Raw genomic sequence first — 24,113 nt, 5'->3', positions numbered from 1 at the left:
AGTATCGGGCGTTTTTATTTGTGCTCGTATGGAGTGTCTATTATGAAATAGCCTTATCCACAATTACTTGCGCTTCTGCAATCAATTGTTGCAAATGCGCTTCACCTTTAAAACTCTCTGCATAGATTTTATAGATTTCTTCGGTGCCAGATGGACGCGCTGCAAACCAACCGCTGTTACTCATCACTTTAATACCACCGAAACCAGCGTTATTACCAGGAGCATTGGTCAGAATGGTTTCGATTTTGTCACCGGCTAATTCGGTCGAGGTAATTTGCTCTGGTGATAGTTTTGACAAGGCTTTTTTCTGCGCCGTATTAGCGGGCGCTTCTACACGCGCTTCTGCGGCATGGCCAAATTCATCCGCGAGCAATTTGTAACGCTCGCCAGGGTCACGTCCGGTTTTTGCTTTAATTTCGGCTGCCAGCAGTGATGGGATAATGCCGTCTTTATCGGTAGTCCAGACGCTGCCATCAATACGCAAGAATGATGCACCAGCACTTTCTTCGCCGCCGAAACCGAGTGAGCCATCAAATAAACCGGGCGCAAACCATTTAAAGCCGACCGGAACTTCATACAGGCGGCGACGAATTTTTTGCGCGACTTTATCAATCATTGCACTACTGACAACGGTTTTTCCAATGGCAGTATCTGCTTTCCATTGCGGGCGGTTTTGGAATAAGTATTCAATTGCAACAGCAAGATAATGGTTGGGTGGTAACAGGCCGCAGCTGGGTGCGACTATACCGTGGCGATCGTGGTCGGCATCACATGCGAAGGCGACATCAAATAAATTGCGGCGCTCGACCATGCCTTGCATGGTGTAAGCAGAAGATGGGTCCATGCGGATTTTTCCATCCCAGTCGGCAGTCATAAATGAAAATGTTTTATCAACAGCGGTGTTAAGTACTTTCAAATTCAGCTGGTAATAATCGGCAATTGCACCCCAGTAATTTACACCCGCACCACCCAGCGGATCTGCACCCATATGTACGTTAGCACCACGGATCGCATCCATATCCACAACGTTGATCAAATCTTTTACATAGTGGTGTACATAATCGTGGTGATGGGTCGTGGGCGTTTTTATCGCCTGTAGATAATCCATGCGTTTTACATCACGTAGATGATTTTCCAATAATTCATTCGCACGCGCCTGCATCCAATTGGTAATGTCGCTATCGGCCGGGCCACCATTAGGTGGATTGTATTTGAAGCCGCCGTTATCGGGCGGGTTGTGTGACGGGGTGATCACAATGCCGTCAGCGAGCCCGGAAGTGCGACCGCGGTTGTAAGTAAGGATTGCGTGGGAAATAGCTGGCGTCGGCGTATATTCACCGTCTTTAGCGAGCATGATATCTATGCCGTTAGCGGCAAGCACTTCGACAGCACTGATTTGCGCCGGCTCGGAGAGTGCATGGGTATCGATGCCGATATAAAGCGGACCATTGATACCGGCTTGCTTGCGGTAATCGCAAATCGCCTGGGTAATCGCGAGCACGTGATTTTCGTTAAAGCTGGTTTTGAATGATGAACCGCGATGCCCGGAAGTGCCGAAGCTGACGCGTTGCTCAGGAATCGCAACATCAGGTTTATTGGTGTAATAAGCCTCAATGAGTTGAGGGAGATCTACCAGCAAGTCCGCGGGTAAAAGTTGGCCAGCCAAGGGGCTTGTGGGCATAAAAACTCCTGAATTTTACAGATGTACTTATTGAAATACGCTGTTGTCATGATGGCCTTGATGCGTCGTACCAGAATATGAGGTGTATCTGTTATCTAGCGATCCGACGCTGGTTGATTATCCTGGCTATAGTAGCGCGGTTTGACTCGATAGTGTTTTGTCTGGAATCGATATTTTCCTGTCTTCAACATTATTGCCAGTTAGCTAAAGGCTACTGCAGTTCGGACCAGCATTACTGTGGTTTAAATCGCATAGCGTGCTGCTTTAGGTTAATAACGCGTTGGTTTAGGTTTAAGGGGATTAATATGCGCTGGAAAGATGGGCGTCGTAGTAACAATATTGAAGATCTGCGCAGTTCAGGTGGTCCCTCCATGGCAATGGGCGGGATTGCGGTGGTTGCCCGTATTTTGCCGTTTTTGTTGCGCACAAAAGCGGGCCGTATATTGTTGCTGATAGGTGTGGTCGGTTACTTTGGAGCCAAATTTCTCGGGATTGATTTATTACAGCTTGCGACAAATCCTCAATCATCAGTTGGAAGCGAGCAACAGTTATCGGCTAAAGATCAGGAGTTGGCCGATTTTGTCTCAGTAGTATTGGCTGATACCGAATCGACCTGGCATCTGGAATTTAAAAAGCTGGGCTTGACCTATCAAGAACCCAGGTTGGTACTGTTCCGCAATTCGGTAAGCTCCGCATGCGGTTATGCACAATCAGCGATGGGACCATTTTATTGTCCTGGTGATCATAAACTGTATATTGATTTGGCTTTTTACGAAGATATGAAAAACAAACTGGGTGCACCCGGTGATTTTGCACAAGCCTATGTAATTGCCCACGAAGTGGGGCACCACGTGCAAACCTTATTGGGAACCTCGGCCAAGGTGACACGCGAGCAACAGCAATTATCAAAAGCGCAAGCTAATCAACTGTCGGTAAAGTTGGAATTGCAGGCGGATTGTTATGCGGGGATTTGGGGCTACTATGCTGATACTGAACGGCAAATGTTAGAGGATGGCGATATCGAAGAAGCATTGAATGCTGCATCAGCTATTGGCGACGATAAATTACAGCAGCAAGCGGGCGGAGTTGTACGCCCGGAAAGCTTTACCCATGGCAGTTCAAAACAGCGGATGGATTGGTTTAAGCGTGGTTTTGAGCAGGGTAAAGTTGAGGCGTGTAATACGTTTAAATAAACTTGTCAGTTATTTTGGTTCGGAATGCAAACAAGCCAGCGAGATGCTGGCTTTTTATTATCACCTTGGCGTGATTAATTTTTTGCAGTGAAATAAATGGTTAATTCCTGACCTGGGTGAATGTAACTTTCGTCTTTTACTTTATTCCAGTTCAAAATATCTTTTTTGGAAACATCAAATTTGTGTGCGATTTTGTGCAGTGTATCGCCACTTTTAATTTGGTAAGTAATTTTGTTATCGGTTGATTGTTCGGCAATTTTGTTAACGACCAAAAGCTTTTGTCCGGGTTTTAATGTGGCGTTGGCTGGTAACTCATTCCATTTCAACAAATTACTTACGCTGGTATCGTGTTGTTTGGCTATGGTCCAGAAACTATCGCCTGATTTAATCGTGTAATAAGTCCCGGTATTTTTTTGCTTGCGCTGGGCCAGCTCTTGCTCAGCTTGAATCGCATAAGGGGAGCTCAACGGTGCTTGACCGGGAATACTCAAACTTTGGCCAACTTTTAATTGTGCAGATTTGAGATTGTTCGCTGACTGAATTGCGGCAACGCTGGTTCCGAAACGTTTGGCAATAGCGCCCAGAGTATCACCGGATTTTACTTTGTAATCACCGGCAACTTTGACCGGTATAACTTTGGGCAGTTTGTCGAGGCTCAGGGTGAATTGTGCAGCGTCGGCAACGGGCACTAATAATTGATGCGGGCCGGTAGGGTCGGTTGTCCATCTGCTGTAGCCAGCATTAAGGTTGCGCAATTCTTTTGGATCTATATCTGCCATGCGCGCTGCTTGTGCGAGGTCAATTGTTGAATCGACATTCACCGTCGTGAAATAAGGATTATTCGGGATGGCGTTGAGTTCAAGGTCGTATTTATCAGGATCGGCAACTACTTTTGATAACGCTAATAATTGCGGAACATAGGACTGGGTTTGCTGTGAGAGGGGCAGGGACCAAAAATCCGTACCTTTTCCTTGTTGGCGATTCTTTTCAATCGCACGTCGTATGGTACCTTCACCGGCATTGTATGCTGCTACGGTTAGCAGCCAATCGCCATCAAACATGGTATTCAAGCGTTTGAGATAGCGCACCGCTGCATCGGTAGAGGCAACGATATCGCGGCGGCCGTCGTACCAATTGTTTTGTTTTAAACCGAAGTTGCGTGCGGTTTGTGGCATAAATTGCCAAAAACCTCCTGCCTTACTGGGTGATGTTGCAAATGGGTCGTAGGCACTTTCAACAATCGGGAGCAATGCCATTTCCATTGGTATGCCATTTTCGCGCAGTTCATTAGCTACGTAATAAAGATAAGGTTTGCTTTGTTCAGTTATGCGGTCGAGATAGCGCTGGTTGTTAGAGAGCCAGCGAAGGTTTTTATCGACTTTGCTGTCATGGATGTCGGGCAGTCCGTATCCATCGGCGATCTCTTTCCACAAGTTGCCATAATCGTCGGTATGTTCGCGAAGTTTTTCACCGAGTGGAGTTTCTTCTGGAGTTACTACGGGAGCGGGGATATGGGCTTCAGCAACTGGCTCATCATCCTTCTTGAGGGTGCTACAACCTGCCACGATAATTGTGCAGGCAAGTAACAGGCATAACGGTAGTGCCGACAGGCGGGATTGAGAGTTCATAGGGTCACTTTCAGGGTTACTTTTTCAGCAGTTTATGCAGAAAAATCCGGTTGAATTTGATCTTCGTTATTCTTGCGATTTAGGATTTTTATCCTATTAGCGTGCCAAATAACGGCTATTTAGTGATTACCTCCGCCCTCCCTGGGGCTACAGATCCCGGATTCTAGGGGGTGCCGTCGCATGGGTCAACGCTTAATGTGGAATAAAGCGAGCCTGTCACAGCCTCAGTGAGAGCTGATCGGGGCTTTAAGTATCCCGCTTATCTGATTTAGTCGGGCCAGGTATCTTTAATCGCGCGCAATGCGCCAAAAACTGCTGCAGGTGTATCAAGCAATTGATCAGTTCTGCCTTTAATGAAGATTTTGATGCCATCTTGTTGACAGCGAAGGAATGGATTTGTTCTTTTTTCCAGCAAAATAGTTGAAGGCAGGGTTATTTGACCATGGGTGCGGAGTTGTCTGACGTAGTTGAGCCGATCATTCAGCGCGATATTTTCAGGCTCTACTGCTTGGGCAAATTCGAGATTCGCGAGGGTATATTCGTGCGCGCAATAGATTTGGGTATCGTCCGGTAACGAGGCCAGCTTTTCCAGCGAGTCCCACATGATTTCAGTTGTTCCATCAAAACGTCGTCCGCAGCCCCCGGCGAATAAGGCATCACCGCAGAATAACAGTGGATGTGGGGCATGCACTCCGGAATAGAAATAGGCAATATGCTCCCAGGTGTGACCGGGAACTCCGATAACCTGAAACTCCAATCCGTCTAATTGCAGCGAGTCTCCGTCTGCCAGTGGATGTGAAACGGATGGGATCAATTCTGAGTCGGGGCCGTAAACAGGTACTGTCCAATGTTCAAGAATTCCGGCTATGCCACCGGTGTGGTCGCGATGGCGATGGGTGACAAGAATGGCGGTAAGAATTAGCTGGTTGCGGGTAAGGAAATCGATAATGGGAGCTGCATCACCGGGATCAACAACGTAGACATTGGGCTTATCCAATGCTGGTTGGATCACCCAAAAATAATTGCTGTCGAGTGCGGGAATAGGGGTAATCGTTAGCACAGCCAAACCTCTCTATATTCAGTCCGCTATTCTACGCTGCTCTTCAGCGATGTTTTAACGCTAATTTGTCTGCGGCTCTTGTGCTAGATTGGAATGATCCCAAATAAAGACGTTGGCAGTGGGTGATGAGGGCAAAAAATGCACCGTAAGCTGATAAAAGCACCACATCGATTATTGATCCGCTTTTCCGCGCTGTGGAAAAAGCGTTTTGGCGTGTTGCCTATGCGAGAGTCTATCGCTGATCTGACCGAGTGGTTTGAATCGCCATTGGGTAGCGCTTTACTCAAAGAGGAAAAAGAAGCTATTTCCGATGGGTTGCAAACAGTATTTGGCTACCATTTGTTGCAATTAGGTGTTAGTGGGCGAATTGATTTAACTGAGGAAAGCCGGATCTCCCATCGTTTCGTGCTGCACCCGCAAGTGGAAGAAAACCAGCGACTCAGTGCCCTGGTTGATTTCAATCATTTACCGCTCAGTGCCGAATCCATTGACGCGGTGGTTTTACATCACAGTCTCGATTACAGCCAAAGCCCGCATCATTTATTACGCGAAGCAACGCGTATTCTTATCCCGCGCGGCCATATTATTGTGCTGGGATTTAATCCCTGGAGCCCTTGGGGAGTTTGTGCAAGCCTTGCCCGTATTTTTAAGTCAAAAGCGCGATGGCGCTTCCAGTATTTACGACTTGGGCGTTTGCTGGATTGGTTAACCTTGTTGGATATGGAGCCAATCGCTATCTACAAAGGCTTTTTTCGTCCGCCATTACCGCAGGAAAATGCGATTAAACATTTGCAATGGATAGAGCGCTGGAGTAAAAGGCTGCATTTGCCGTGGGGTGGGTTTTACATGGTGGTCGCACGTAAAGATCATATTCCGCTCACACCCATCAAACCGGCATGGCAGAAATATCGCCCGATACCTGGTCTGGCGGTAACGCGAATTCTTGGGCCCGCACCTGGTTTCCGTTCTTATCTTCGTATGCGCTCTCCGTTTATTAACACGCATTACAATAGAGTTTAAATAGCAAGAGTTTAACAGATGCGTCAAATTGTTCTGGATACTGAAACTACCGGTCTTGAAACCTCACAAGGGCACCGGATTATTGAAATTGGTTGTGTCGAGCTGATTAACCGTCGCCTGACCGGGCGTCACTACCATCAATACATTAAGCCCGAGCGCGAAATCGACGCTGGCGCGCAAGCAGTGCACGGTATTAGCAACGCGATGTTGGCAGATAAGCCGGTATTTGCCCGAATTGCCGACGAATTCATCCAGTTCGTGGGCGATGCCGAGCTGATCATCCACAACGCTGCGTTTGATATCGGCTTCATCAACTACGAAATGAATATGCTGCGTCCGGGCTTCGGCAGCATTAGCGACCGCTGCCATGTGATCGATACGCTGCTAATGGCGCGCGCCAAGCATCCTGGACAAAAGAACAATCTGGATGCCCTCTGTAAACGTTACGGAGTTGATAACTCGCAACGCGAGCTACACGGCGCCTTGCTTGATGCCGAGATTTTGGCTGATGTCTACCTTCTAATGACCGGCGGACAAACCGCTCTGTCGCTTGGCGGCAACCAATCGAAGAATGAAGATGGCGGCAATCAGAATGAAGTGCGCCGTTTATCCAGCAGTCGCAAACCTTTACCGGTGATTAATGCCACTGCAGAAGAGCTGGTGATGCATGAGCAAAAGCTTGCGTCCATCGCCAAAAGTAGCGGTGATAACTGCGTGTGGCTGCGGCAGTGAGGCCAAAATAAGAATAAAAACCGTACAAATGAAAAATACACTAGTGAGATATGCGTGGCAAACTCCGTGGTTCCCCCTGCTTATTTGCCTGATGGCGGTGAAATAACGTCAAACATGGTATAGAGTCAATGTGACTTGTATGTACTGTTTGGCTGGGCTCCCGCGGTGCGCCTTTGCCCTAATCCATTAAGAAACAAACGCCAGGATGTTATTGTGAGCACAACAGAAACCCTAAATCTCGCCTCCCTTAAAATGGTTCAGGATGAACTGGTTGCTACGATTGAGCAATCGGCAATCCGGCTTGAGCAGTTTTCGCAGGATCGCAACAACGGTGAGTTACTGCAAAACTGTATTGATGGCATTAAACAAATTCGCGGCATCCTCAGCCTGATTCAGTTAAAAGGTGTGGATTTGCTTGCCGATGAATTGGTTATTCACATCACCGATATCACTCTTGGTAACGATGAAAAGACCGATGCGAAATTAGAGCTGCTCACCTCCAGTTTTTTCATCCTGCCGCGTTATCTCGAATATTGCACACAAACAGCGCGCAGTATGGCGATGCTATTAATTCCCCATATTAATGAATTGCGCTTGGCCCGTAAGGCAGCGTTATTGCCGGAAAGCTATTTTTATCCGATCTCCGCTGGAAAAGTGAATCGTACTTCGGTAACCGCCCGCCAACAATTACCTGAAGAGTTAAGTGTATTGGTGCGTCGCTTGCGTCATATGTACCAAACAGCGTTATTGAATGTCCTAAAAAATGTACAGCCCAAAGCGTCACTTGGAATGATGACACGTGCATTGCAACGTCTTGAAACTGCAGCTGCGGGATCAGCACTCAGTAATTTTTGGTGGCTGAGCAGCGCAGTGTTGACAGCAATGGCAGAAAAAAATATGCGCCTTACCAAAAGTCGCAAAATGTTATTCAGTGCCATCGAGCGTGAAATAAAACGTTTCCAATTTGAAGGCAGTGCAGTATTGGCTCGGGAAGTTGATGCTACGTTGCAAAAAGAATTGCTTTATTTACTCGCTTTATCTCATTCAGAGCAGGAACTGGTTAAAACGGTGTTATCTGCATACGGCGTCCAACCATTAAATTACACCGAGGCAGAGCTTGCCCGCGAAATGGAATTCCTCAATGGTCCCAGTGCTAACACGATCAGTTCTATGGTTGCTGTATTGACTGATGAATTACACAGCACTAAGAATATCCTGGAGCGCGCAGCGCAGGGTGGTGCAGAGCTGCTGAGTGAATCTCCTGAATTATTGGAAACTTTAAAGAAAGTTGCGGATATTTTATCCATTGTCGGGTTAATTGCACCGAGTAACAGTCTCAAGCAGGAAATTGAAAAAATTGCGGTCTGGCAAGCAAACCATACTCCGGTAACTCCAGATGAATTGTTGGTCGTGGCAGATACGCTCTTGTACGTTGAGAGCACTATTGCAGGGCTTAACAATGCCAATCTTTCCGATGAAAAAGTTGCGCAAATCAATGCACTTTCGCGCGATGCAGCGATGGCCAACAATCAAATTGCGGAAGCGGAAAAAATCGTTATTGATGAAGCTGAAGCCGGGTTATCGATGGTCAAACGCGCGCTCACAGCGTTTGCTGAATCCAATTACGATAAAGGCCACATCCGCAATATCACCGGTATTCTGGATTCGGTGCGCGGCGGAATGTTTTTGTTGGGGCTACCTCGTGCAGCGAATGTATTAGCAGGTTGCATGCGTTTTGTGGATGAGGATTTATTAGCTTCTGATCAGCATCCTGCAGTTCAACATTTGCTTGAAACTTTTGCCGACGCGGTTATTAGCCTTGAATATTATCTTGATGCTATCAAGCTTGATAAAACCGCCGATACCAGCGTTTTGCAAATTGCTGAAGAGAGCTTGCAGGCGCTGGGGTACAACGTCTAATTATGTCGGCTGGTTTTGATTTATCCTCGTTTGAGTTCCATGCATCTTCTGTAACGCCGGTTGTTTCCCGCAACCGGCGTTTTATTATTGTGGCTGCTTCACCATCCTATCGTTGCGATCAATTATTGTGTGATGCCCATGGGCAGTTATTTGTTGCGCATGAAGCGACGGTGGCTGAAGTGGCGTTGCCAATTGCCAGTGAGCATTATTTGGGATTATTGGCAGGCGACGATCTGTGGGTAAGGGTGCTTGAATGTGGTGGACTACCTACTGGCTATCAATGGTTAGGTTTACGCTCGCAGTTGGAGATCTTGCCAGCAGATATGTTCCAGTTAGTCGGGCGCGCATTACAAATTGCTCAATGGTTCTATGATCATCGCTTTTGTGGGCGCTGTGGGCGACCAACGACTCAGGATCACGTTGACAGAGCCAAGGTATGCTCTACATGTGACTTGCGCTTTTATCCCCGAATTTCGCCCTGTATGATCGTGCTCATCACCCGAGGTGATGACTTATTGTTAGCACATCACCACCGCGCTTCGCGCGTGATGTATACAACCCTGGCCGGATTTGTTGAAGCGGGTGAGGGAGTGGAGGATTGTGTTCGGCGGGAAATAATGGAGGAGGTGGGCTTAAGTGTGGGTAAGCTACAATATTTTCGTAGCCAACCATGGCCCTTTCCCAGCCAACTGATGTTAGGGTTTTTTGCAGAATATGAAGCGGGCGAAATCAAGATAGACCCCACAGAAATTGTGGATGCGAAATGGTTCCGTTACGATCAGTTGCCTCAGGTGCCAGCAAAAGCTACTGTAGCAGGCCAATTGATAGATCATTATGTTGAACATTTATATCAAACCAACCCTCACCATAAACAATAACAAGCTGTTAATACAGGTAGGAAATTTATGATTTTTACCTTACTGGCGATCTTTATTGCTCTTATCGCTGTTTATATTGTCTACAAAGCGGGGCGCTTTCTTTGGCTGAACGCTTGGTTTGTTGGCTTTTTTCGTGGACTTTTTGGTCTTGCGTTACTGGCAGTCGGTGCGTTGGTTGCGTTGACTGCGTTTGATGTCTTTAGCTACAAGCAAGTTCTGCAAGAACAGGTAGTCGCTACAATTAACTTCGACAAAATCGAAGACCAGCATTATTTCGCTGTGCTTGCCGATAAAGATGGTAAGGAGCAACGCGTTGAACTGCGCGGTGACCAATGGCAACTGGATGCGCGTATTGTGAAGTGGCAGGGTTACCTTGCCAGTTTTGGTATCAAGCCCGCGTTCAGGCTCGAACGCCTGAGTGGCCGCTATTATGATATAGAACAAGAAACTACTGCCAAGCGTACAGCGCATAATGTGCACAGCAGTTTATATGGGGTGGATGTCTGGAAAATTTTTCACTCCAATCCTGATTGGATTCCGGTTGTCGATGCAGTCTATGGTTCAGCCACTTATTTGCCGATGAAGGATGGAGCCTTGTTTGAGATTAGCTTGTCCAATACCGGTTTGGTGGCTCGTCCAATTAATGCGGCTGGACGGGAAGCCGTGGCTGAGTTCAATTGATCATTTCGTTTATTTCATTACAGTAGTGCGGAGTTTACCCTTTGGAATTTTTAACAAGTTACGGTTTATTTCTCGCCAAAACGATCACTTTCGTTGTGGCTATTCTTGTCGTTGTAGTAGTCGCAGTTTCCGTGGGCGGGCGCAATAAAAAGTCTGATAAAGGTCATATTGAAGTTACCAAGCTCAATGAAAAGTTTGACCATTTACGTGACTCACTGCGTGATGCAATGCTTGATGATGACGAATACAAAGAGTATGAGAAAGCAGAGAAAAAACGCCTGAAAGAAGAGCGGGCAGAGAAGAAAAAAGCAGCTAAAAATAGTGCGAAAAACAAAGTTGAAAACTCAGTGGATTCAGAAGTTGCATCAACTGAAAAGAAAAGAGTGTTTGTGCTCGATTTTTACGGTGATATAAAAGCATCTGAAGTTGAATCCTTGCGTGAAGAAATCAGCACTGTGTTAACGCTGGCGAAGCCCACAGATGAAGTTGTGGTAAAAGTTGAGAGTGGTGGTGGTATGGTGCATAGCTATGGCTTGGCATCAAGTCAGCTCGCGCGAATCACCAATAAAAATATTCCTCTTACTGTTTGTGTCGATAAAGTTGCGGCAAGTGGCGGTTACATGATGGCCTGTGTGGCCAATAAAATTGTTGCCGCACCTTTTGCGATTCTCGGTTCTATCGGGGTAGTCGCTCAGTTGCCTAACTTTCATAAGTTGTTAAAGAAAAATGATATCGACTATGAGATGTTTACCGCAGGTGAATATAAGCGCACAGTTACTATGTTCGGTGAGAACACCGAAAAAGGCCGAGCAAAATTTGTAGAAGAATTGGAAGATACACACGTATTATTTAAAGAGTTTGTGAGTGAACATCGTCCGCAGGTTGATGTTGTCGCAGTCGCAACCGGCGAAGTATGGTTCGGTCGCCGTGCTATCGATGTCAAGTTGGTGGATGAGCTGCAAACAAGTGATGAGTATCTTTTTGCGCAAGCTGAAAATGCGGATATTTATGAGGTTGAATTCACTTACAAAAAATCCCTGCCTGAAAAATTAGGCTTTGCAGCACAAGCTGCGGTCGACAGGTTATTAATGACCTGGTGGGAACGGCTCAATGTAAGCCGCTGGTTTTAGTTACAACGGTGCCTAAGGGCACCGTTTTTATTTCTAGCTATGCCTGGAGCAATTTATGATTTTCTCTACTACAAAACTCCAAATGCCAGCGCCTGAGCTGGCACTTAAGGGCAGGGTAGATGCCCTGCAGGTTGACAACCAGCATGCAGTAAAAAAAGCACCTCTTAAACCGCCCTTTCCCGAAGGCAGTGAGCAGATGGTTTTCGGTTTGGGATGCTTCTGGGGTGCAGAGCGAAAATTCTGGCAACAACCGGGCGTATACACCACAGCAGTTGGTTATTCAGCAGGATATACACCGAATCCTACGTATGAAGAAGTTTGTAGCGGTTTAACAGGGCACAATGAAGTGGTTTTGGTGGTATTTAATCCTGCGGAAATATCGCTGGAAAAATTATTAAAAGTATTTTGGGAGTCGCACAACCCAACCCAGGGAATGAGGCAGGGAAATGATCGCGGTACACAGTATCGTTCGGGGATTTATTATTTTAACGAGGCGCAACGGCAACTAGCCGAGCAAACCCGAGCTGCCTATCAGCTTGCGTTAAATGAAAAAAATATCGGTGAGATAACAACGGAAATTTTACCCGTCAGTGAATTCTATTATGCGGAGACCTATCACCAGCAGTATCTGCATAAAAACCCCGGAGGCTACTGTGGCTTGGGCGGCACCGGGGTTTGTTATGCAGATGATTTTTAGTTGCTATTGAGCGAGAAGATTACATGGCTTCGTAATAGGGACCGCTGCCACCTTGTGGTGGAACCCACGTGATATTTTGCAATGGATCTTTGATATCACATGCCTTGCAGTGAATGCAGTTAGCTGCATTAATTTGCAATCTGCTGCTGTCATCTTTTTGGATGATCTCATAAACACCCGCCGGACAATAGCGTTGCTCAGGTGCAGCATAAATGGCGAGGTTAGTGGTAATAGGGATGTCAGCATTTGCCAAGGTTAAATGGATTGGCTGATTCTCGTCGTGATCAATGTTGGATAAATAAATTGATGACAAACGATCGAACGTAATTTTTCCATCCGGCGCAGGATAATCAATAGGTGTTGCTTGTTGCGCTGGAATCAATGTCTCGTGATCGGCGCGCTTGTGCTTTAATGTCCAGGGTAAAGTGATGCCGAGCGAGTGGATCCACATATCGACTCCACCGTATAGCGTTCCCCAAATATTTCCCCATGCCGAAAGCGCCGGTTTAATGTTGCGCACTGCATACAAATCTTTCCATAACCAGGATGCACGAATTTTTTCCGGATAGGCCGCCAGCAGCGGCTCATACTGTTCTTTCGCGAGAGCGTCGATAATAGTTTCAGCAGCAAGCATGCCGGATTTCATCGCGTTGTGAGAACCTTTTATCTTGGGCACATTCACGAATCCGGCAGAACAACCAATTAATGCTCCACCAGGGAAAACAAGTTCAGGCAGCGATTGCACACCACCTTCATTAATTGCGCGCGCGCCGTAAGCAAGGCGTTGGGCATTGGTAAGTAACGGCTGAATAACCGGGTGCGTTTTGAATCGTTGGAATTCTTCAAAAGGACTCAAATAGGGATTTTTATAATTCAAATGCACTACAAAACCCAATGCAATTTTATTGTCTTCAAGATGATACAGGAATCCGCCACCACCGGTTTGGTTGTCCAGTGGCCAGCCTTGTGTGTGTAGTACTGAACCTTCATTGTGAAGTTGTGGATCAATTTTCCAAATTTCTTTAAAGCCCAGACCATACTTCTGCGGCTCAGCTTTTGCGCGCAAGTTGAATTTTTTTTCCAGCGATCTGGCAAGGGAACCACGCGTACCTTCGGCGATTAATGTGTAGCTTGCGAGCAGTTCAATCCCGGCAGAGAAAGTATTTTTATGGCTGCCATCACGTGCCACTCCCATATCGCCGGTAGCAACACCTTTTACACTGCCATCTTCACCGTACAATATTTCACTGCCATTAAAACCGGGGAATAAATCAACGCCCAATTCTTCCGCTTGGGCAGCTAGCCAGCGGCACAATTTACCAAGACTAATAATGTAATTGCTGTGATTGTTCATCATTGGCGGCATGGTAAATTCAGGAATGGAATAATTATTCGTCGCCGTTAAGAATAAAAACTGGTCCTTTTTTACTTCGGTATTTAGCGGCGCACCTTTATTTTTCCAATCAGGAATAAGTTCGTTGAGGGCGACAGGATCAATCACTGCGCCAGACAGAATATGTGCACCGACTTCGGCAGCTTTTTCCAATACACACACACTAATATCGCGCGCTTGTTCAGCTGCAAGTTGTTTCAAGCGAATTGCAGCAGCTAGCCCAGCGGGGCCAGCACCGACAATTACTACGTCATAATTCATTTGATCGCGTTGGGTCATAACAGGCTCAGGCTATGTTCGGTAAGTTAATATCATCGCTGCGTTTAAGGTTCGCAGTCAGTTTTCGGCAATAGTCGAGAAAGGCGATTACCGAGGGGGTTCTGTAACGGCTTTTGTGCCAGACAAACATAAATTGCCGGCGTAAATCCAGCATCGGAGTTTTTATTTCAATCAAACTGCCGCGGCGAAACGCATCGCGCAATGCCAGGCGTGAAATGCAGCCGATACCAAGACCGGATTCTACCGCGCGTTTTATTGCTTCGGTATGTTCAAGCTCAAGGCGAATATTCAATCCGGTCAAATGGTGCCGCAACGCTTGGTCAAAGGTTTCCCGGGTACCTGAGCCTTGTTCACGCAAGATCCAGTTTGCGGCTATCAGTTCATCCAGCGTTGCCGGCGTTGATCGCGCCAGCGGGTGTGATGGGGCACAAAACACCGCAAGCTCATCGTCAATCCAGGGTTCAGCAATTAGATCGGGATGGTGGCAACTTCCTTCGATAAGGCCTAAATCCAGTTCATACCCGGCGACTTGCTGGAGAATCGCATTGGTATTTTTAACCTGCAGGGAAATGTGGCAATCAATATGATGCTGCATAAATTCACTTATGATCATGATCGCCAGGTAATTGCCGATAGTGAGGGTTGCACCGACATTTATATCGCCCAATGCCGATTTGCCCTCCAGCAATTGCTCAATCTCGCTTGCCTGGGCTAGCAAACCACTTGCGATAGGCAGCAAGGTTTTACCAAGGGCGTTAAGTTTAAGCACTTTTCCATTGCGATCAAAGAGTTGGCAATCAAATTGCTTTTCCAATTCCGCCAGTGCTGTACTCGCAGCGGATTGCGAGAGGGATACCCATTCCGCCGCTCTGGATACGTTCCCGGAGCGAGCGATGGCGACGAAAATCTCTAGTTGGCGTAATGTATATCGCATATCTGTTTTGTGAATATATAAAATATAAATTATTAATTTAACAAATATACTAACCATTAGTACAATGGTCATCAAGTTCAATGTCGAACGTATATTGCGGAGGCTTAAGGTGAAGGTTCTTGTCGCGGTCAAACACACCATCGACCACAATGTAAAACCCAATATCGAGGCAGATACAGGGCAGGTGGATCTGGCGAATGTCAAAAAAGCCATCAACCCTTTTGATGAGATTTCACTCGAAGAGGCAGTGCGCCTTAAAGAGCGCGGGCAGGTTACAGAAATCCTTGCAGTTGCTATAGGTGGCGCCGATGCTAAAGATAGCTTGCGCCATGCTTATGCATTGGGTGCGGATCGCGCATTATTAATTGAAACAGATGCTTCATTACAACCACTAAGTGTTGCCAAACTACTAAAAGAAGTGGTGAATCGCGAGCAGCCAGGTTTGATCTTTTTAGGTAAGCAGGCTGTTGGTGAAGATTATGGTCAAACAGGACAAATGCTGGCTGCCTTATTAGGTATTGGTTTGGGCACTTTTGCATCTGGTGTTGCTCTTAAAGATGGTCGTGTTGAAGTGACTCGCGAGGTTGATAAGGGAACCCAAACCCTTAGCCTCCAATTGCCTGCTGTTGTCACTTCTGATTTACGTCTAAACGAGCCCCGCTTTATCAAACTACCTAATTTGATGATGGCCAAGAAAAAGCCAATTGAATCATTGAATGCCAGTGATCTGAGGGCTGAGTTGTCGCCACGCTTTACCGTCGTAAAATCAAGCGAACCACCTCAGCGTCCAGGAGCAATTCAGCTATCGAGTGTACAGGAGTTGGTTGAAAGGTTGCGCGAAGCGGAGGTATTGGTATGAGTATATTGGTTTTTGCTGAGCAAGATGGTAAAGCGTTACGCCCTTCTACCTTGCACACGGTTGCTGCCGCGAATGCATGGCAACTGCCTATTGATTTATTAGTTTATGGCGATAATGTTGAAGCTGCTGCGGCTGAAGCGGCCCAGTTAGTTGGTGTTCGCCGTGTGTTAGTGGCGCAGGCTGAACACCTGCAGCATCCGCTCGTTGAGGATGTGCTTGACTTGGGGCTCAGCATCGCTGGCGAATACAGTGTAATTCTTGCTGCACACAGTGTTTTCGGTAAAAGTCTGATCCCGGCTATTGCTGCCCGTCTTGATATTGCACCGATCACTGATGTGGTTGAGATTCAGGCTCCGGCAACATACGTTCGCCCCAGTTTTGCGGGCAATATCATGTCCACCATTCATAACGGTGAGCAAGTCCAGATTGTTACTGTTCGTGCAACGGCGTTTCGTGCAGCTGAGCGTGGTGGTAATGCAGAATTAGTCTCTGTTGAAGTTCCTAAATCGCGTGGAATCAGTACCTGGGTGAGCGAAGCGCTTAATCATTCAGACCGCCCGGAGTTAAATTCTGCGCGTGTTGTTATCGCTGGCGGACGCAGTCTTGGGGAGCAATTTGATGAATTGTTGAATCCGATTGCAGAGCAACTCGAAGCTGCCGTGGGCGCTACTCGGGCTTGTGTAGATGCGGGCTTTGCCGCTAATGATATGCAAGTAGGGCAGACGGGCACTATCATTGCGCCTGAGCTTTACATTGCCGTGGGAATTTCTGGTGCGATGCAGCATCTGGCGGGGATTAAAGATAGCAAAATAATTGTTGCTATCAACCATGATCCCGATGCTCCCATTTTCAAGCATGCCGACTATGGGTTGGTAGCTGATTTATTTACAGCGTTGCCGGCGCTAAATAACGCGCTACAGCAACGTTAATTAACCAAGGAAATTTTTTAACTATGAGTGCATTTAATCCGCAGAAAATTTTATCGGTAAAACATTGGAACGACAGTTTGTTTAGTTTTACCACTACGCGCGATGAATCGTTTCGTTTCGAAAATGGTCAATTCGTAATGATTGGTTTAACGGTAAATGATAAGCCTTTACTGCGTGCTTACAGTATTGCAAGTCCCAACTATGAAGAACATCTGGAGTTTTTCAGTATCAAGGTTCCAAATGGTCCGCTTACGTCTCATTTGCAGCATGTTAAAGTGGGTGATTCCATTTTAGTGGGACGCAAACCAACAGGTACCTTATTGTTGTCGGATTTGAATCCAGGTAAAAATTTATTCTTATTGTCCACAGGAACAGGTTTGGCTCCCTTTATTAGCTTGATTCAAGACCCTGAAACCTACGAAAAATTTGAAAAAGTAATTGTTGTTCACGGGGTTCGTAAAGTTGACGATTTGGCTTACCGGGATTTCATAACAAAAGATTTGTTAGAAAACGAATTTTTAGGTGAAGATGCTCGAGCGAAGTTAATTTATTATCCTACAGTGACTCGCGAAGCATTTGAAAATCAAGGGCGTTTAACTGACTTGATAGAAAATGGTAAATTATTTAGTGATATAGGCCTGCCGCCATTAAATCCGGAAACCGATCGAGCTATGCTGTGCGGTAGCCCTGGCATGCTGGATGATACTTGTGCGATTCTCGATGCGGCTGGTCTAAAAGTTTCGCCGCGTATAGGAATCGCGGGTGATTATGTAATCGAGCGCGCATTCGTCGAAAAATAGTGTTAGCTGTATTTTGTTAAAAACTGAAATTCAAAGTGAACTTTTCAGTTTTTAACAATTCATTTTTTCCCCTCATCCATGGCAGCAATCATTTCATTATTTGGATAGTTACCATTCTTGCTTTTCATTTCTTATTGCTATTTAATTTGGGCGCTTAAGTGTAATAAAGCTAAGCATAGTTATTGCATATATTAATTATGAAATGAACTGGATGTTTGGACCTTGTTAGGCCAAAAATGCTTCTTTTGTTGGAAAAATGACCACAATTCATTTTCAAATACAGGAAGGCTTTACGAATTATTAACGTACTTGGCGCAAAATAAGTCATACAATGTTGTCCAACATAGCAAGTTTTTTAATTTTTATAACCGAAATAATTGCTTTCATGTAGAAAATACCAATGTTTTAGGTGTTGAATTGTCAGGTTTACCTGATTCTTGACGCCTAGCGTGGCTGTAAATATTTCGTAAAATTTAAACTCTTGCTGGTAGTTATCTTCGCTAATTGATGCGCTTCTACTGTAGGCTTCGCGGCGCTGATGGCTAAATAATAAAGAACGGATTTATTCTTTGTTTTCAAGGAAATAGCTTTAAAAAGGCAAGAGGCATGATTCATATGCAGATTGCTATATAAGAAGTGTAAAAGTGGCGTCAAAAGTGCATAAACAAAATTAGTTGTTGCACTCGTACTGAAGTTCAGTGCGGGATTGAGTGGCTTAATTTAGTTTTTTTAACTTACAAGATGATGTGCAAGCTATGTCATATAAACCAGAAAAAAGTGCTGTCGAAAAAGCTAGCGGTGTAATCACTGTTGTAGTGTTCCATTTGGTCATAATTTATGCATTAGCTGTTGGTTTAAACCATGATCCTATGGACATAATCAAGCAACAAATTGATGCGAAAATTATTGAAGAGGAAGCTCCACCTCCAGAAGAGGCACCACCACCACCACCACCAGAGTTCGTTCCTCCGCCGCCTGATTTTGTTCCGCCGCCGGATATTGAATTCACTGCTGAAACTGCTCCTGTAAATAACAATGCAATCACTGTTACCAAACAGGCTCCGGTAGTTGAAGCTCCTAAATCGACACCGCCTCGTATCCCCAAAAAGGGATTGAGTCGTCCTCCATACCCATCATCATCTTTGCGCCTGGGTGAAGAAGGCTTGGTTGGTTTGTCACTTTATATAGCTGAAAGCGGTAAGGTTCAGGAAGGTAAGGTTGCGGTTTCAAGTGGTTTTGAGCGTTTGGATGATGCAGCTCTCAAGCATGCAATTCGTTCCTGGAAATTTGAACCTTGTATGACCGGTGATAAGCCAGTGGCATGTTGGTATCGCATGAACTTCCGTTTCAAAATTTCAGACGAAAAAGGTAGGTAACTTTTAGGCTGATTTCAATTTTAGACCTGATAGTTACAGGGTTCGCTCTGAAATTATCAACAAAATTATGTTCAACACTAGGATATTAAAAATGAAAGCAAAGATTTCCTCATTTTTTGTTTTACAGCTTGCGTTGCTTGTCGGTGCGCAAACATTTGCGACTTCTTCTTTTGCTCAAGATGCAACTGATCCTTCTGCAGTTACCCAGGATGCATCTGTTGCTCCTGATGGTTCGGCTCCAGTAGATGGTATTGCTGATGACACGCTTAACGATCCAGTTGATCCGGCTGCTGCTGATACATCAGTAGATGATGCCTCAAATGCCGCATCAGCTGCTGAATCAGCTACAGCGGAAGCTGCACATGGTTTCGGTTTGAAAGAATTGTGGGCACAAGGTGACCCTGTTGCACGTGGTACTTTGATCATTATGGTGATCATGTCGGCAGCGACCTGGTACGTTTTGGTAACCAAGCTGATTCAACAACAGGTTTTGTTTAACCAGGCAAAATTAACCCGTAAGTTCTGGGACTCAAAAGACCTGAACGATGGCTTGAATACTTACAAACCTAACAGCGCATTTCGTTCTGTTGCTGAAGACGGAATTCTCGCGACTAAGCAGCACGCATCGCGTCAAGGTGAGAAAATTGATTTCCCTGAGTGGCTTGCTGTTCAATTGCAACGTTCAGTAGAGCGCGTTACCGGTCAATTGCAAACAGGCTTGTCGTTGTTGGCAACTGTTGGTTCTACTTCTCCATTCGTAGGTCTTTTCGGTACTGTATGGGGTATTTATAACGCCCTTATCGCAATCGGTTTGTCTGGTCAGGCGAGTATCGATAAAGTTGCTGGTCCTGTAGGTGAAGCTCTTATTATGACCGCAATCGGTCTGGGTGTAGCGGTACCTGCGGTACTTGGTTACAACTGGTTGGTTCGTCGTAACAAAGTAATTGTTGACACTCTGCGTAACTTTGCTGCTGATATCCACGCTCAATTGACCATGGGTGTGCGTGGCGGTCAAAACGATTAATTATATTTTGATTTAACTTTGTTTATTGCATCCAAGTGTTTTTACTTGGATGCAATAAGTAACTCAAATAAAGCGAGCAATATCATGGGTATGAATATATCGTCTGGTGATGGTGATGACCAGCTCAACTCAACGATCAATACAACCCCGCTTGTAGATGTTATGTTAGTGATGTTGATTATCTTCCTGATCACTATTCCTGTAGTAATCAAGACGGTTCCGGTAGCTCTACCTAATGTCTCCAACACACCGACAATAACCAAGCCTGAAAATATTGTAATTGCCGTTACTAAAGACGGTGAATACTACTGGAATGATTCAAGGTTGTCTGACAAGGCAGCTCTACTTGCACAATTGAAAACTATTACAATGATGCGTCCTCAGCCAGAAGTTCATATTCGTGGTGATTTGAACGGACGTTATGAACATGTAGGTCGTTTGGTATTGTATTGTCAACGCGCCGGGATTAGTAAAATAGGTTTTATTACTGAACCTACACGTTAATCTGAAATCTTACTAATACCTGAGGTGATATAACATGGGTATGAATGTTGGTAATTCATCAAATGATGACGTAATGGTGGAAATGAATACCACCCCACTCATCGATGTGATGCTTGTTCTAATTGTTATGTTAATTATCACACTGCCAGTTCAAACTCACGCAGTGAAAATGGATTTGCCTGTTACCACTTCTCCACCTCCAACTGAGAAACCGGTAATTGTGTCTATTGAAATTGATTTTGACGGAGTTATTCGCTGGGATGGTAATGTTGTTCGCGATGGTAATATGCTTAGAAATTATATGTTACATGCTGCGAGTGCCGAGCCAAGACCTGAAATTCATTTGAAGCCACACAAGCTCGCGAAATACAATGTTGTTGCCCAGGTGCTTGCAACTGCACAGCGTTTAGGCTTGGATAACATTGGTATCATAGGCAACGAAAAATTTGAGTAAGCGGTTTTGTGCTTTCAATTTTGTTAATAGTTACTTCAACGGATAAATATGTTTATGTACGTTACTAAGCATTTTCGCACTTTTTTACAGGTTGGCTTAATTAGCATTTGTTCATACGCTGTCGTTTCGGTTAGTGGTTCGGCTCCTGCTTATGCTGCTAAAGCCGCAGAAACTCAGCAAGTAAGCGCAAAAGTGGGTAAGCCACTGAAAAAAGCAAGAGAATTAATGGCTGCTAAAAAATGGAAAGAGGCGCTTGCCCAGACCAAAGAAGCAGCTGCAATTCCTGGGAAAACCCCCGCTGAAGACGCAATTATTAATGAAATGCTTGCGTACTGCATGATGAATCTGAAAGATTATGCCGGCGCAGCGGCGACTTACGAAACCATGCTGGCATCGAATCAATTCAAAGCTGAAGAAGTGCCTAAGCGGTTGTTGACTATCTCTCAATTATATTTTTCATTGAAAAATTACGCTAAAACTGTTCAATATAGTGAGCGTTATTTGAAAGATAACCCTAATGATCTGGAAGTAATGCGTCAGCTAGCTGAAGCATATTATTTGCAAAATAATTTTGCCAAGTCTGAGCAAACTATCCAGTCTCTTATCAAGACTGCTAAAGCTAAAAATACCGCTGTTAAAGAAGATTGGCTCAAATTGCTGCTGAGTGCTCAGTACAATCAGAATAAGGAAAAAGAAATAATTACGACATTGGAAGCGTTGTTAACTAGTTTTCCATCTGACCAGTACTGGTCAAATATGTTTAAATATGCATCAGACTCTTCTTTTAGTGATCGTCAAATTATTATGTATTTGCGTTTATTGCACGCTAGAGGGTTGATGGGGCAGAGCGAATACATCGAAGTATCTGAATTGGCTCTCGCTACTACTAACCCTGGTGATGCCAAGTTCTTCCTGGAAGACGGCTTTGCAAAAGGTAAATTGGGTGTAGGTGCGACTAAAGATCGTGAAGTAAAGCTTCTCGCTCTTGCCAAGAAACAGGCAGCTGAAGACGTGGCATTATTGCCATCGCTTGAAAAAGAAGCATTAGGTAAGCCAAATGGTGAAGCGCTTGTGAAGATCGGTGAAGCATATTTGGGGCACGGCCAATATCAAAATGCGGTAAATGCATTTACTAAAGGCTTGGCAAAAGGTGGCATTAAGATTCAGGATGACGTGAATATCAATTTAGGTATTGCTTACTTGGGTCTGAAGAATAAAGATGAGGCTATTAAAGCATTTAAGAAAGTTCCAGCTTCATCCAAACTTGCATTGATGTCTCGTCTATGGGTTATTCATGCTGGCAGTGTTAAATAATATTTAAAAAAGTTATTTAGGTAACATTTAAATAATAAGCGCCCATGCAATCTTGATTGCATGGGCGTTTTTGGTTTCTGCTGTTAAATTCTCTTCTCTCCTTGTAATCCTCTGTTATTCCTCTTGGTTTTAAATGTGTGTTTATATGCCAAGGTGTCACATCACTTTTCGCAGGTTTTCTGCTTGCGGGTGATAATTTAACTGAGGTGTTGCATGAGCTACATTCCCAAAAAAACTCGTCTATATGAATTGCTGGGGCAAATAGTTGTTTCATTCAGAGCATTGGAGCAGGGGATTGATGGGCTGATTTTAGGCGGCCTGGATTCACCTATGGTGCAAGGTCTCACCTTATTAAATGGCATGACGTTCGAGCAAAAAGTCCCTGCCATGAATAATTTAATACGTAGGTCGCATAGTTTTCAGGAGTTGGGGGTATTAGACCAAACTTTGCATGCTTTGGTTGAGCGCTGTTTGGCATGTGAGCGGGAGCGTAACGATTGGATTTGTTCCTATTGGGTGCCAGAAGCAGAAAGTGAGGATGGCCTCATTATGCGGTTAAGGGACTCAACTGATTCGAATGGGCTAGTTCTCCAATCGGTGGATATTTCCGACCTGGAAAGTTTTGTTGTCGTGCTAAACGCAACAGCGGCTTACTTATATAGGTTCCATCGAAAGCTATCAAACAATTTCAAACGTATACGATCTATTGAATTGGTGGATGCTTTTCTAAAAGGAACGTGTTAGCTGTCCAGGATTAATGCACATGCCTAAACAGCTAGTATCGATATTTGAGTTATTTGTCCACGTTTGTTGCGTGCAGGCCGCATTCTTTCTTTGTGGCCTCTTCCCACCACCAGCGACCTTCGCGTTCATGTTGCCCCGGTGCGACGGGGCGGGTGCATGGTTCACAACCAATTGAGATAAATCCGCGTTCATGCAACTCGTTATAAGGAACCTCGCACAAGCGAATGTAATCCCACACTTCTTTGGATGACCAATTTGAGAGCGGATTAAATTTGGTTAGCTTGGCACCCGGACGAGCAAATAATTTATCGTCTTGAATGACAGGGATTTCGGTGCGGGTAGGGCTTTGATCTTTACGTTGTCCGGTAATCCATGCATCCAACGTTAATAATTTTTTGCGTAATGGTTCTATCTTTCGAATGCCGCAGCATTCTTTATGGTCATCTTCATAAAAACTGAACAATCCCTTTTCTTGTACGAGTGCACGCACAGTATCGCCGTTGGGTGATAGCACATCAATTTTGATACCGTAATGCTTCCGCACTTTTTCAATAAACCGATATGTTTCTGGATGTAAGCGGCCAGTATCCAGGCAGAATACCTGTATATCCGGGCGATAATTACGGGCCATTTCAATTAATGCCACATCCTCAGCTCCACTGAAGGAAATGGCGATATTGTCGAACTGGTTTAGCGCATATTTAATGACTTTTTGTGGACTTTCCTGTTGGAGTTTAGCATCCAGGTCGATGAGGTTGATTAGGTGTTCGGTCATTTCAGCTGCTCACGGTAATTCTATATAAGTATGCTGGTCAGGATACCAGAGGAGGGCTTCCAGCCCAAGCAGACGAGCTTGCACGGGTTTGCTTTAGCTGTTCAAAAC

23 protein-coding genes are annotated in these 24,113 nt (G+C 45.2%); 17 read left to right on the top strand and 6 right to left on the bottom strand.

The annotated features are described in order from the left end of the window. Positions 1-40 precede the first annotated feature (40 nt). Positions 41-1,681: a phosphoglucomutase (alpha-D-glucose-1,6-bisphosphate-dependent) gene (pgm, locus tag AC1RJL_RS17420; RefSeq protein ID WP_492916340.1), complete on the bottom strand. Its 1,641-nt coding sequence runs from the start codon at positions 1,679-1,681 to the stop codon at positions 41-43. Positions 1,682-1,986: 305 nt separating this feature from the next. On the opposite strand from pgm, the gene ypfJ reads away from it, so the two are divergent. After that, positions 1,987-2,874, top strand: a complete 888-nt coding sequence (gene ypfJ / locus AC1RJL_RS17415) for a KPN_02809 family neutral zinc metallopeptidase (protein ID WP_492916338.1) — start codon at positions 1,987-1,989, stop codon at positions 2,872-2,874. Positions 2,875-2,948: 74 nt separating this feature from the next. Here ypfJ and AC1RJL_RS17410 read toward each other — a convergent pair whose 3' ends face one another. Together AC1RJL_RS17410 and gloB are read right to left on the bottom strand one after the other, a co-directional pair. Continuing rightward, on the bottom strand, positions 2,949-4,502 hold the full coding sequence (locus tag AC1RJL_RS17410; protein ID WP_492916336.1) for a lytic transglycosylase: 1,554 nt from the start codon (positions 4,500-4,502) through the stop codon (positions 2,949-2,951). Positions 4,503-4,770: 268 nt separating this feature from the next. Continuing rightward, positions 4,771-5,562: a hydroxyacylglutathione hydrolase gene (gene gloB / locus AC1RJL_RS17405; protein ID WP_492916334.1), complete on the bottom strand. Its 792-nt coding sequence runs from the start codon at positions 5,560-5,562 to the stop codon at positions 4,771-4,773. 138 nt (positions 5,563-5,700) lie between these two features. Between gloB and AC1RJL_RS17400 the strand changes: the two genes are divergently transcribed. From AC1RJL_RS17400 to msrA, 7 genes are all read left to right on the top strand, one after another. Next, entirely contained in the window at positions 5,701-6,582 is an 882-nt protein-coding gene (locus AC1RJL_RS17400; RefSeq protein ID WP_492916332.1) for a methyltransferase domain-containing protein, read from the top strand. Between the two features lie 18 nt (positions 6,583-6,600). Next, on the top strand, positions 6,601-7,314 hold the full coding sequence (dnaQ, locus tag AC1RJL_RS17395; protein ID WP_492916330.1) for a DNA polymerase III subunit epsilon: 714 nt from the start codon (positions 6,601-6,603) through the stop codon (positions 7,312-7,314). A 213-nt stretch (positions 7,315-7,527) separates the two neighbouring features. Further along, a complete protein-coding gene (locus tag AC1RJL_RS17390) occupies positions 7,528-9,234 on the top strand; it encodes a FimL-related protein (protein ID WP_492916328.1) in 1,707 nt (568 codons plus the stop codon). 2 nt (positions 9,235-9,236) lie between these two features. Beyond that, on the top strand, positions 9,237-10,112 hold the full coding sequence (gene nudC, locus AC1RJL_RS17385; protein WP_492916326.1) for an NAD(+) diphosphatase: 876 nt from the start codon (positions 9,237-9,239) through the stop codon (positions 10,110-10,112). Between the two features lie 27 nt (positions 10,113-10,139). Beyond that, entirely contained in the window at positions 10,140-10,793 is a 654-nt protein-coding gene (locus tag AC1RJL_RS17380; RefSeq protein WP_492916324.1) for a cation/multidrug efflux pump, read from the top strand. Between the two features lie 41 nt (positions 10,794-10,834). Next, positions 10,835-11,923: a protease SohB gene (sohB, locus tag AC1RJL_RS17375; RefSeq protein ID WP_492916322.1), complete on the top strand. Its 1,089-nt coding sequence runs from the start codon at positions 10,835-10,837 to the stop codon at positions 11,921-11,923. 55 nt (positions 11,924-11,978) lie between these two features. Beyond that, entirely contained in the window at positions 11,979-12,620 is a 642-nt protein-coding gene (msrA, locus tag AC1RJL_RS17370) for a peptide-methionine (S)-S-oxide reductase MsrA (RefSeq protein ID WP_492916320.1), read from the top strand. A 19-nt stretch (positions 12,621-12,639) separates the two neighbouring features. Here the strand turns inward: msrA and AC1RJL_RS17365 are convergent, their stop codons facing one another. Together AC1RJL_RS17365 and AC1RJL_RS17360 are read right to left on the bottom strand one after the other, a co-directional pair. After that, a complete protein-coding gene (locus tag AC1RJL_RS17365) occupies positions 12,640-14,292 on the bottom strand; it encodes an electron transfer flavoprotein-ubiquinone oxidoreductase (RefSeq protein ID WP_492916318.1) in 1,653 nt (550 codons plus the stop codon). 7 nt (positions 14,293-14,299) lie between these two features. Then, positions 14,300-15,226 carry a LysR family transcriptional regulator gene (locus AC1RJL_RS17360; protein ID WP_492916316.1) on the bottom strand — a complete coding sequence of 309 codons (927 nt, stop codon included), beginning with the start codon at positions 15,224-15,226 and terminating at the stop codon, positions 14,300-14,302. Positions 15,227-15,335: 109 nt separating this feature from the next. Here AC1RJL_RS17360 and AC1RJL_RS17355 point away from each other — a divergent pair, with 109 nt between their 5' ends. From AC1RJL_RS17355 to AC1RJL_RS17315, 9 genes are all read left to right on the top strand, one after another. Continuing rightward, positions 15,336-16,085 (top strand): electron transfer flavoprotein subunit beta/FixA family protein, encoded by a 750-nt coding sequence (locus AC1RJL_RS17355; protein WP_492916314.1) that lies wholly within the window; start codon positions 15,336-15,338, stop codon positions 16,083-16,085. Next, complete coding sequence (locus AC1RJL_RS17350; protein ID WP_492916313.1) at positions 16,082-17,014, top strand: electron transfer flavoprotein subunit alpha/FixB family protein; 933 nt, start codon at positions 16,082-16,084, stop codon at positions 17,012-17,014. Before AC1RJL_RS17355 ends, AC1RJL_RS17350 begins: the two co-directional genes overlap by 4 nt. Positions 17,015-17,037: 23 nt before the next feature. After that, positions 17,038-17,814: a ferredoxin--NADP reductase gene (locus AC1RJL_RS17345; protein ID WP_492916312.1), complete on the top strand. Its 777-nt coding sequence runs from the start codon at positions 17,038-17,040 to the stop codon at positions 17,812-17,814. Between the two features lie 755 nt (positions 17,815-18,569). Next, positions 18,570-19,190 (top strand): energy transducer TonB, encoded by a 621-nt coding sequence (locus AC1RJL_RS17340; RefSeq protein ID WP_492916311.1) that lies wholly within the window; start codon positions 18,570-18,572, stop codon positions 19,188-19,190. A gap of 91 nt (positions 19,191-19,281) precedes the next feature. Beyond that, the gene (locus AC1RJL_RS17335; protein WP_492916310.1) at positions 19,282-20,214 is read left to right on the top strand and encodes a MotA/TolQ/ExbB proton channel family protein; all 933 of its coding nucleotides are present in this window, start codon (positions 19,282-19,284) and stop codon (positions 20,212-20,214) included. Between the two features lie 84 nt (positions 20,215-20,298). Further along, positions 20,299-20,718 (top strand): ExbD/TolR family protein, encoded by a 420-nt coding sequence (locus AC1RJL_RS17330; protein WP_492916309.1) that lies wholly within the window; start codon positions 20,299-20,301, stop codon positions 20,716-20,718. Between the two features lie 34 nt (positions 20,719-20,752). Then, entirely contained in the window at positions 20,753-21,172 is a 420-nt protein-coding gene (locus AC1RJL_RS17325; protein WP_492916307.1) for an ExbD/TolR family protein, read from the top strand. A gap of 54 nt (positions 21,173-21,226) precedes the next feature. Continuing rightward, the gene (locus tag AC1RJL_RS17320) at positions 21,227-22,486 is read left to right on the top strand and encodes a tetratricopeptide repeat protein (RefSeq protein ID WP_492916305.1); all 1,260 of its coding nucleotides are present in this window, start codon (positions 21,227-21,229) and stop codon (positions 22,484-22,486) included. A gap of 213 nt (positions 22,487-22,699) precedes the next feature. Further along, positions 22,700-23,230 carry a hypothetical protein gene (locus AC1RJL_RS17315; RefSeq protein WP_492916303.1) on the top strand — a complete coding sequence of 177 codons (531 nt, stop codon included), beginning with the start codon at positions 22,700-22,702 and terminating at the stop codon, positions 23,228-23,230. A gap of 49 nt (positions 23,231-23,279) precedes the next feature. Here AC1RJL_RS17315 and AC1RJL_RS17310 read toward each other — a convergent pair whose 3' ends face one another. Beyond that, entirely contained in the window at positions 23,280-24,005 is a 726-nt protein-coding gene (locus tag AC1RJL_RS17310; protein WP_492916301.1) for a phosphoadenylyl-sulfate reductase, read from the bottom strand. Between the last annotated feature and the right edge of the window lie 108 nt (positions 24,006-24,113).

Source organism: Cellvibrio sp. GW822-FHT04B05, assembly GCF_058800985.1.
This window is presented reverse-complemented; position numbering and strand designations above follow the sequence as displayed.

Coding starts and splice junctions, on each gene's coding strand:
- AC1RJL_RS17335 (WP_492916310.1), top strand. CDS start 19,282: ATGAAAGCAAAGATTTCCTCATTTTTTGTTTTACAGCTTGCGTTGCTT.
- AC1RJL_RS17360 (WP_492916316.1), bottom strand. CDS start 15,226: ATGCGATATACATTACGCCAACTAGAGATTTTCGTCGCCATCGCTCGC.
- AC1RJL_RS17330 (WP_492916309.1), top strand. CDS start 20,299: ATGGGTATGAATATATCGTCTGGTGATGGTGATGACCAGCTCAACTCA.
- AC1RJL_RS17320 (WP_492916305.1), top strand. CDS start 21,227: ATGTACGTTACTAAGCATTTTCGCACTTTTTTACAGGTTGGCTTAATT.
- AC1RJL_RS17315 (WP_492916303.1), top strand. CDS start 22,700: ATGAGCTACATTCCCAAAAAAACTCGTCTATATGAATTGCTGGGGCAA.
- msrA (WP_492916320.1), top strand. CDS start 11,979: ATGATTTTCTCTACTACAAAACTCCAAATGCCAGCGCCTGAGCTGGCA.
- ypfJ (WP_492916338.1), top strand. CDS start 1,987: ATGCGCTGGAAAGATGGGCGTCGTAGTAACAATATTGAAGATCTGCGC.
- AC1RJL_RS17325 (WP_492916307.1), top strand. CDS start 20,753: ATGGGTATGAATGTTGGTAATTCATCAAATGATGACGTAATGGTGGAA.
- nudC (WP_492916326.1), top strand. CDS start 9,237: ATGTCGGCTGGTTTTGATTTATCCTCGTTTGAGTTCCATGCATCTTCT.
- dnaQ (WP_492916330.1), top strand. CDS start 6,601: ATGCGTCAAATTGTTCTGGATACTGAAACTACCGGTCTTGAAACCTCA.
- pgm (WP_492916340.1), bottom strand. CDS start 1,681: ATGCCCACAAGCCCCTTGGCTGGCCAACTTTTACCCGCGGACTTGCTG.
- AC1RJL_RS17400 (WP_492916332.1), top strand. CDS start 5,701: ATGCACCGTAAGCTGATAAAAGCACCACATCGATTATTGATCCGCTTT.
- AC1RJL_RS17345 (WP_492916312.1), top strand. CDS start 17,038: ATGAGTGCATTTAATCCGCAGAAAATTTTATCGGTAAAACATTGGAAC.
- AC1RJL_RS17340 (WP_492916311.1), top strand. CDS start 18,570: ATGTCATATAAACCAGAAAAAAGTGCTGTCGAAAAAGCTAGCGGTGTA.
- AC1RJL_RS17380 (WP_492916324.1), top strand. CDS start 10,140: ATGATTTTTACCTTACTGGCGATCTTTATTGCTCTTATCGCTGTTTAT.
- AC1RJL_RS17365 (WP_492916318.1), bottom strand. CDS start 14,292: ATGACCCAACGCGATCAAATGAATTATGACGTAGTAATTGTCGGTGCT.
- AC1RJL_RS17310 (WP_492916301.1), bottom strand. CDS start 24,005: ATGACCGAACACCTAATCAACCTCATCGACCTGGATGCTAAACTCCAA.
- AC1RJL_RS17410 (WP_492916336.1), bottom strand. CDS start 4,502: ATGAACTCTCAATCCCGCCTGTCGGCACTACCGTTATGCCTGTTACTT.
- AC1RJL_RS17350 (WP_492916313.1), top strand. CDS start 16,082: ATGAGTATATTGGTTTTTGCTGAGCAAGATGGTAAAGCGTTACGCCCT.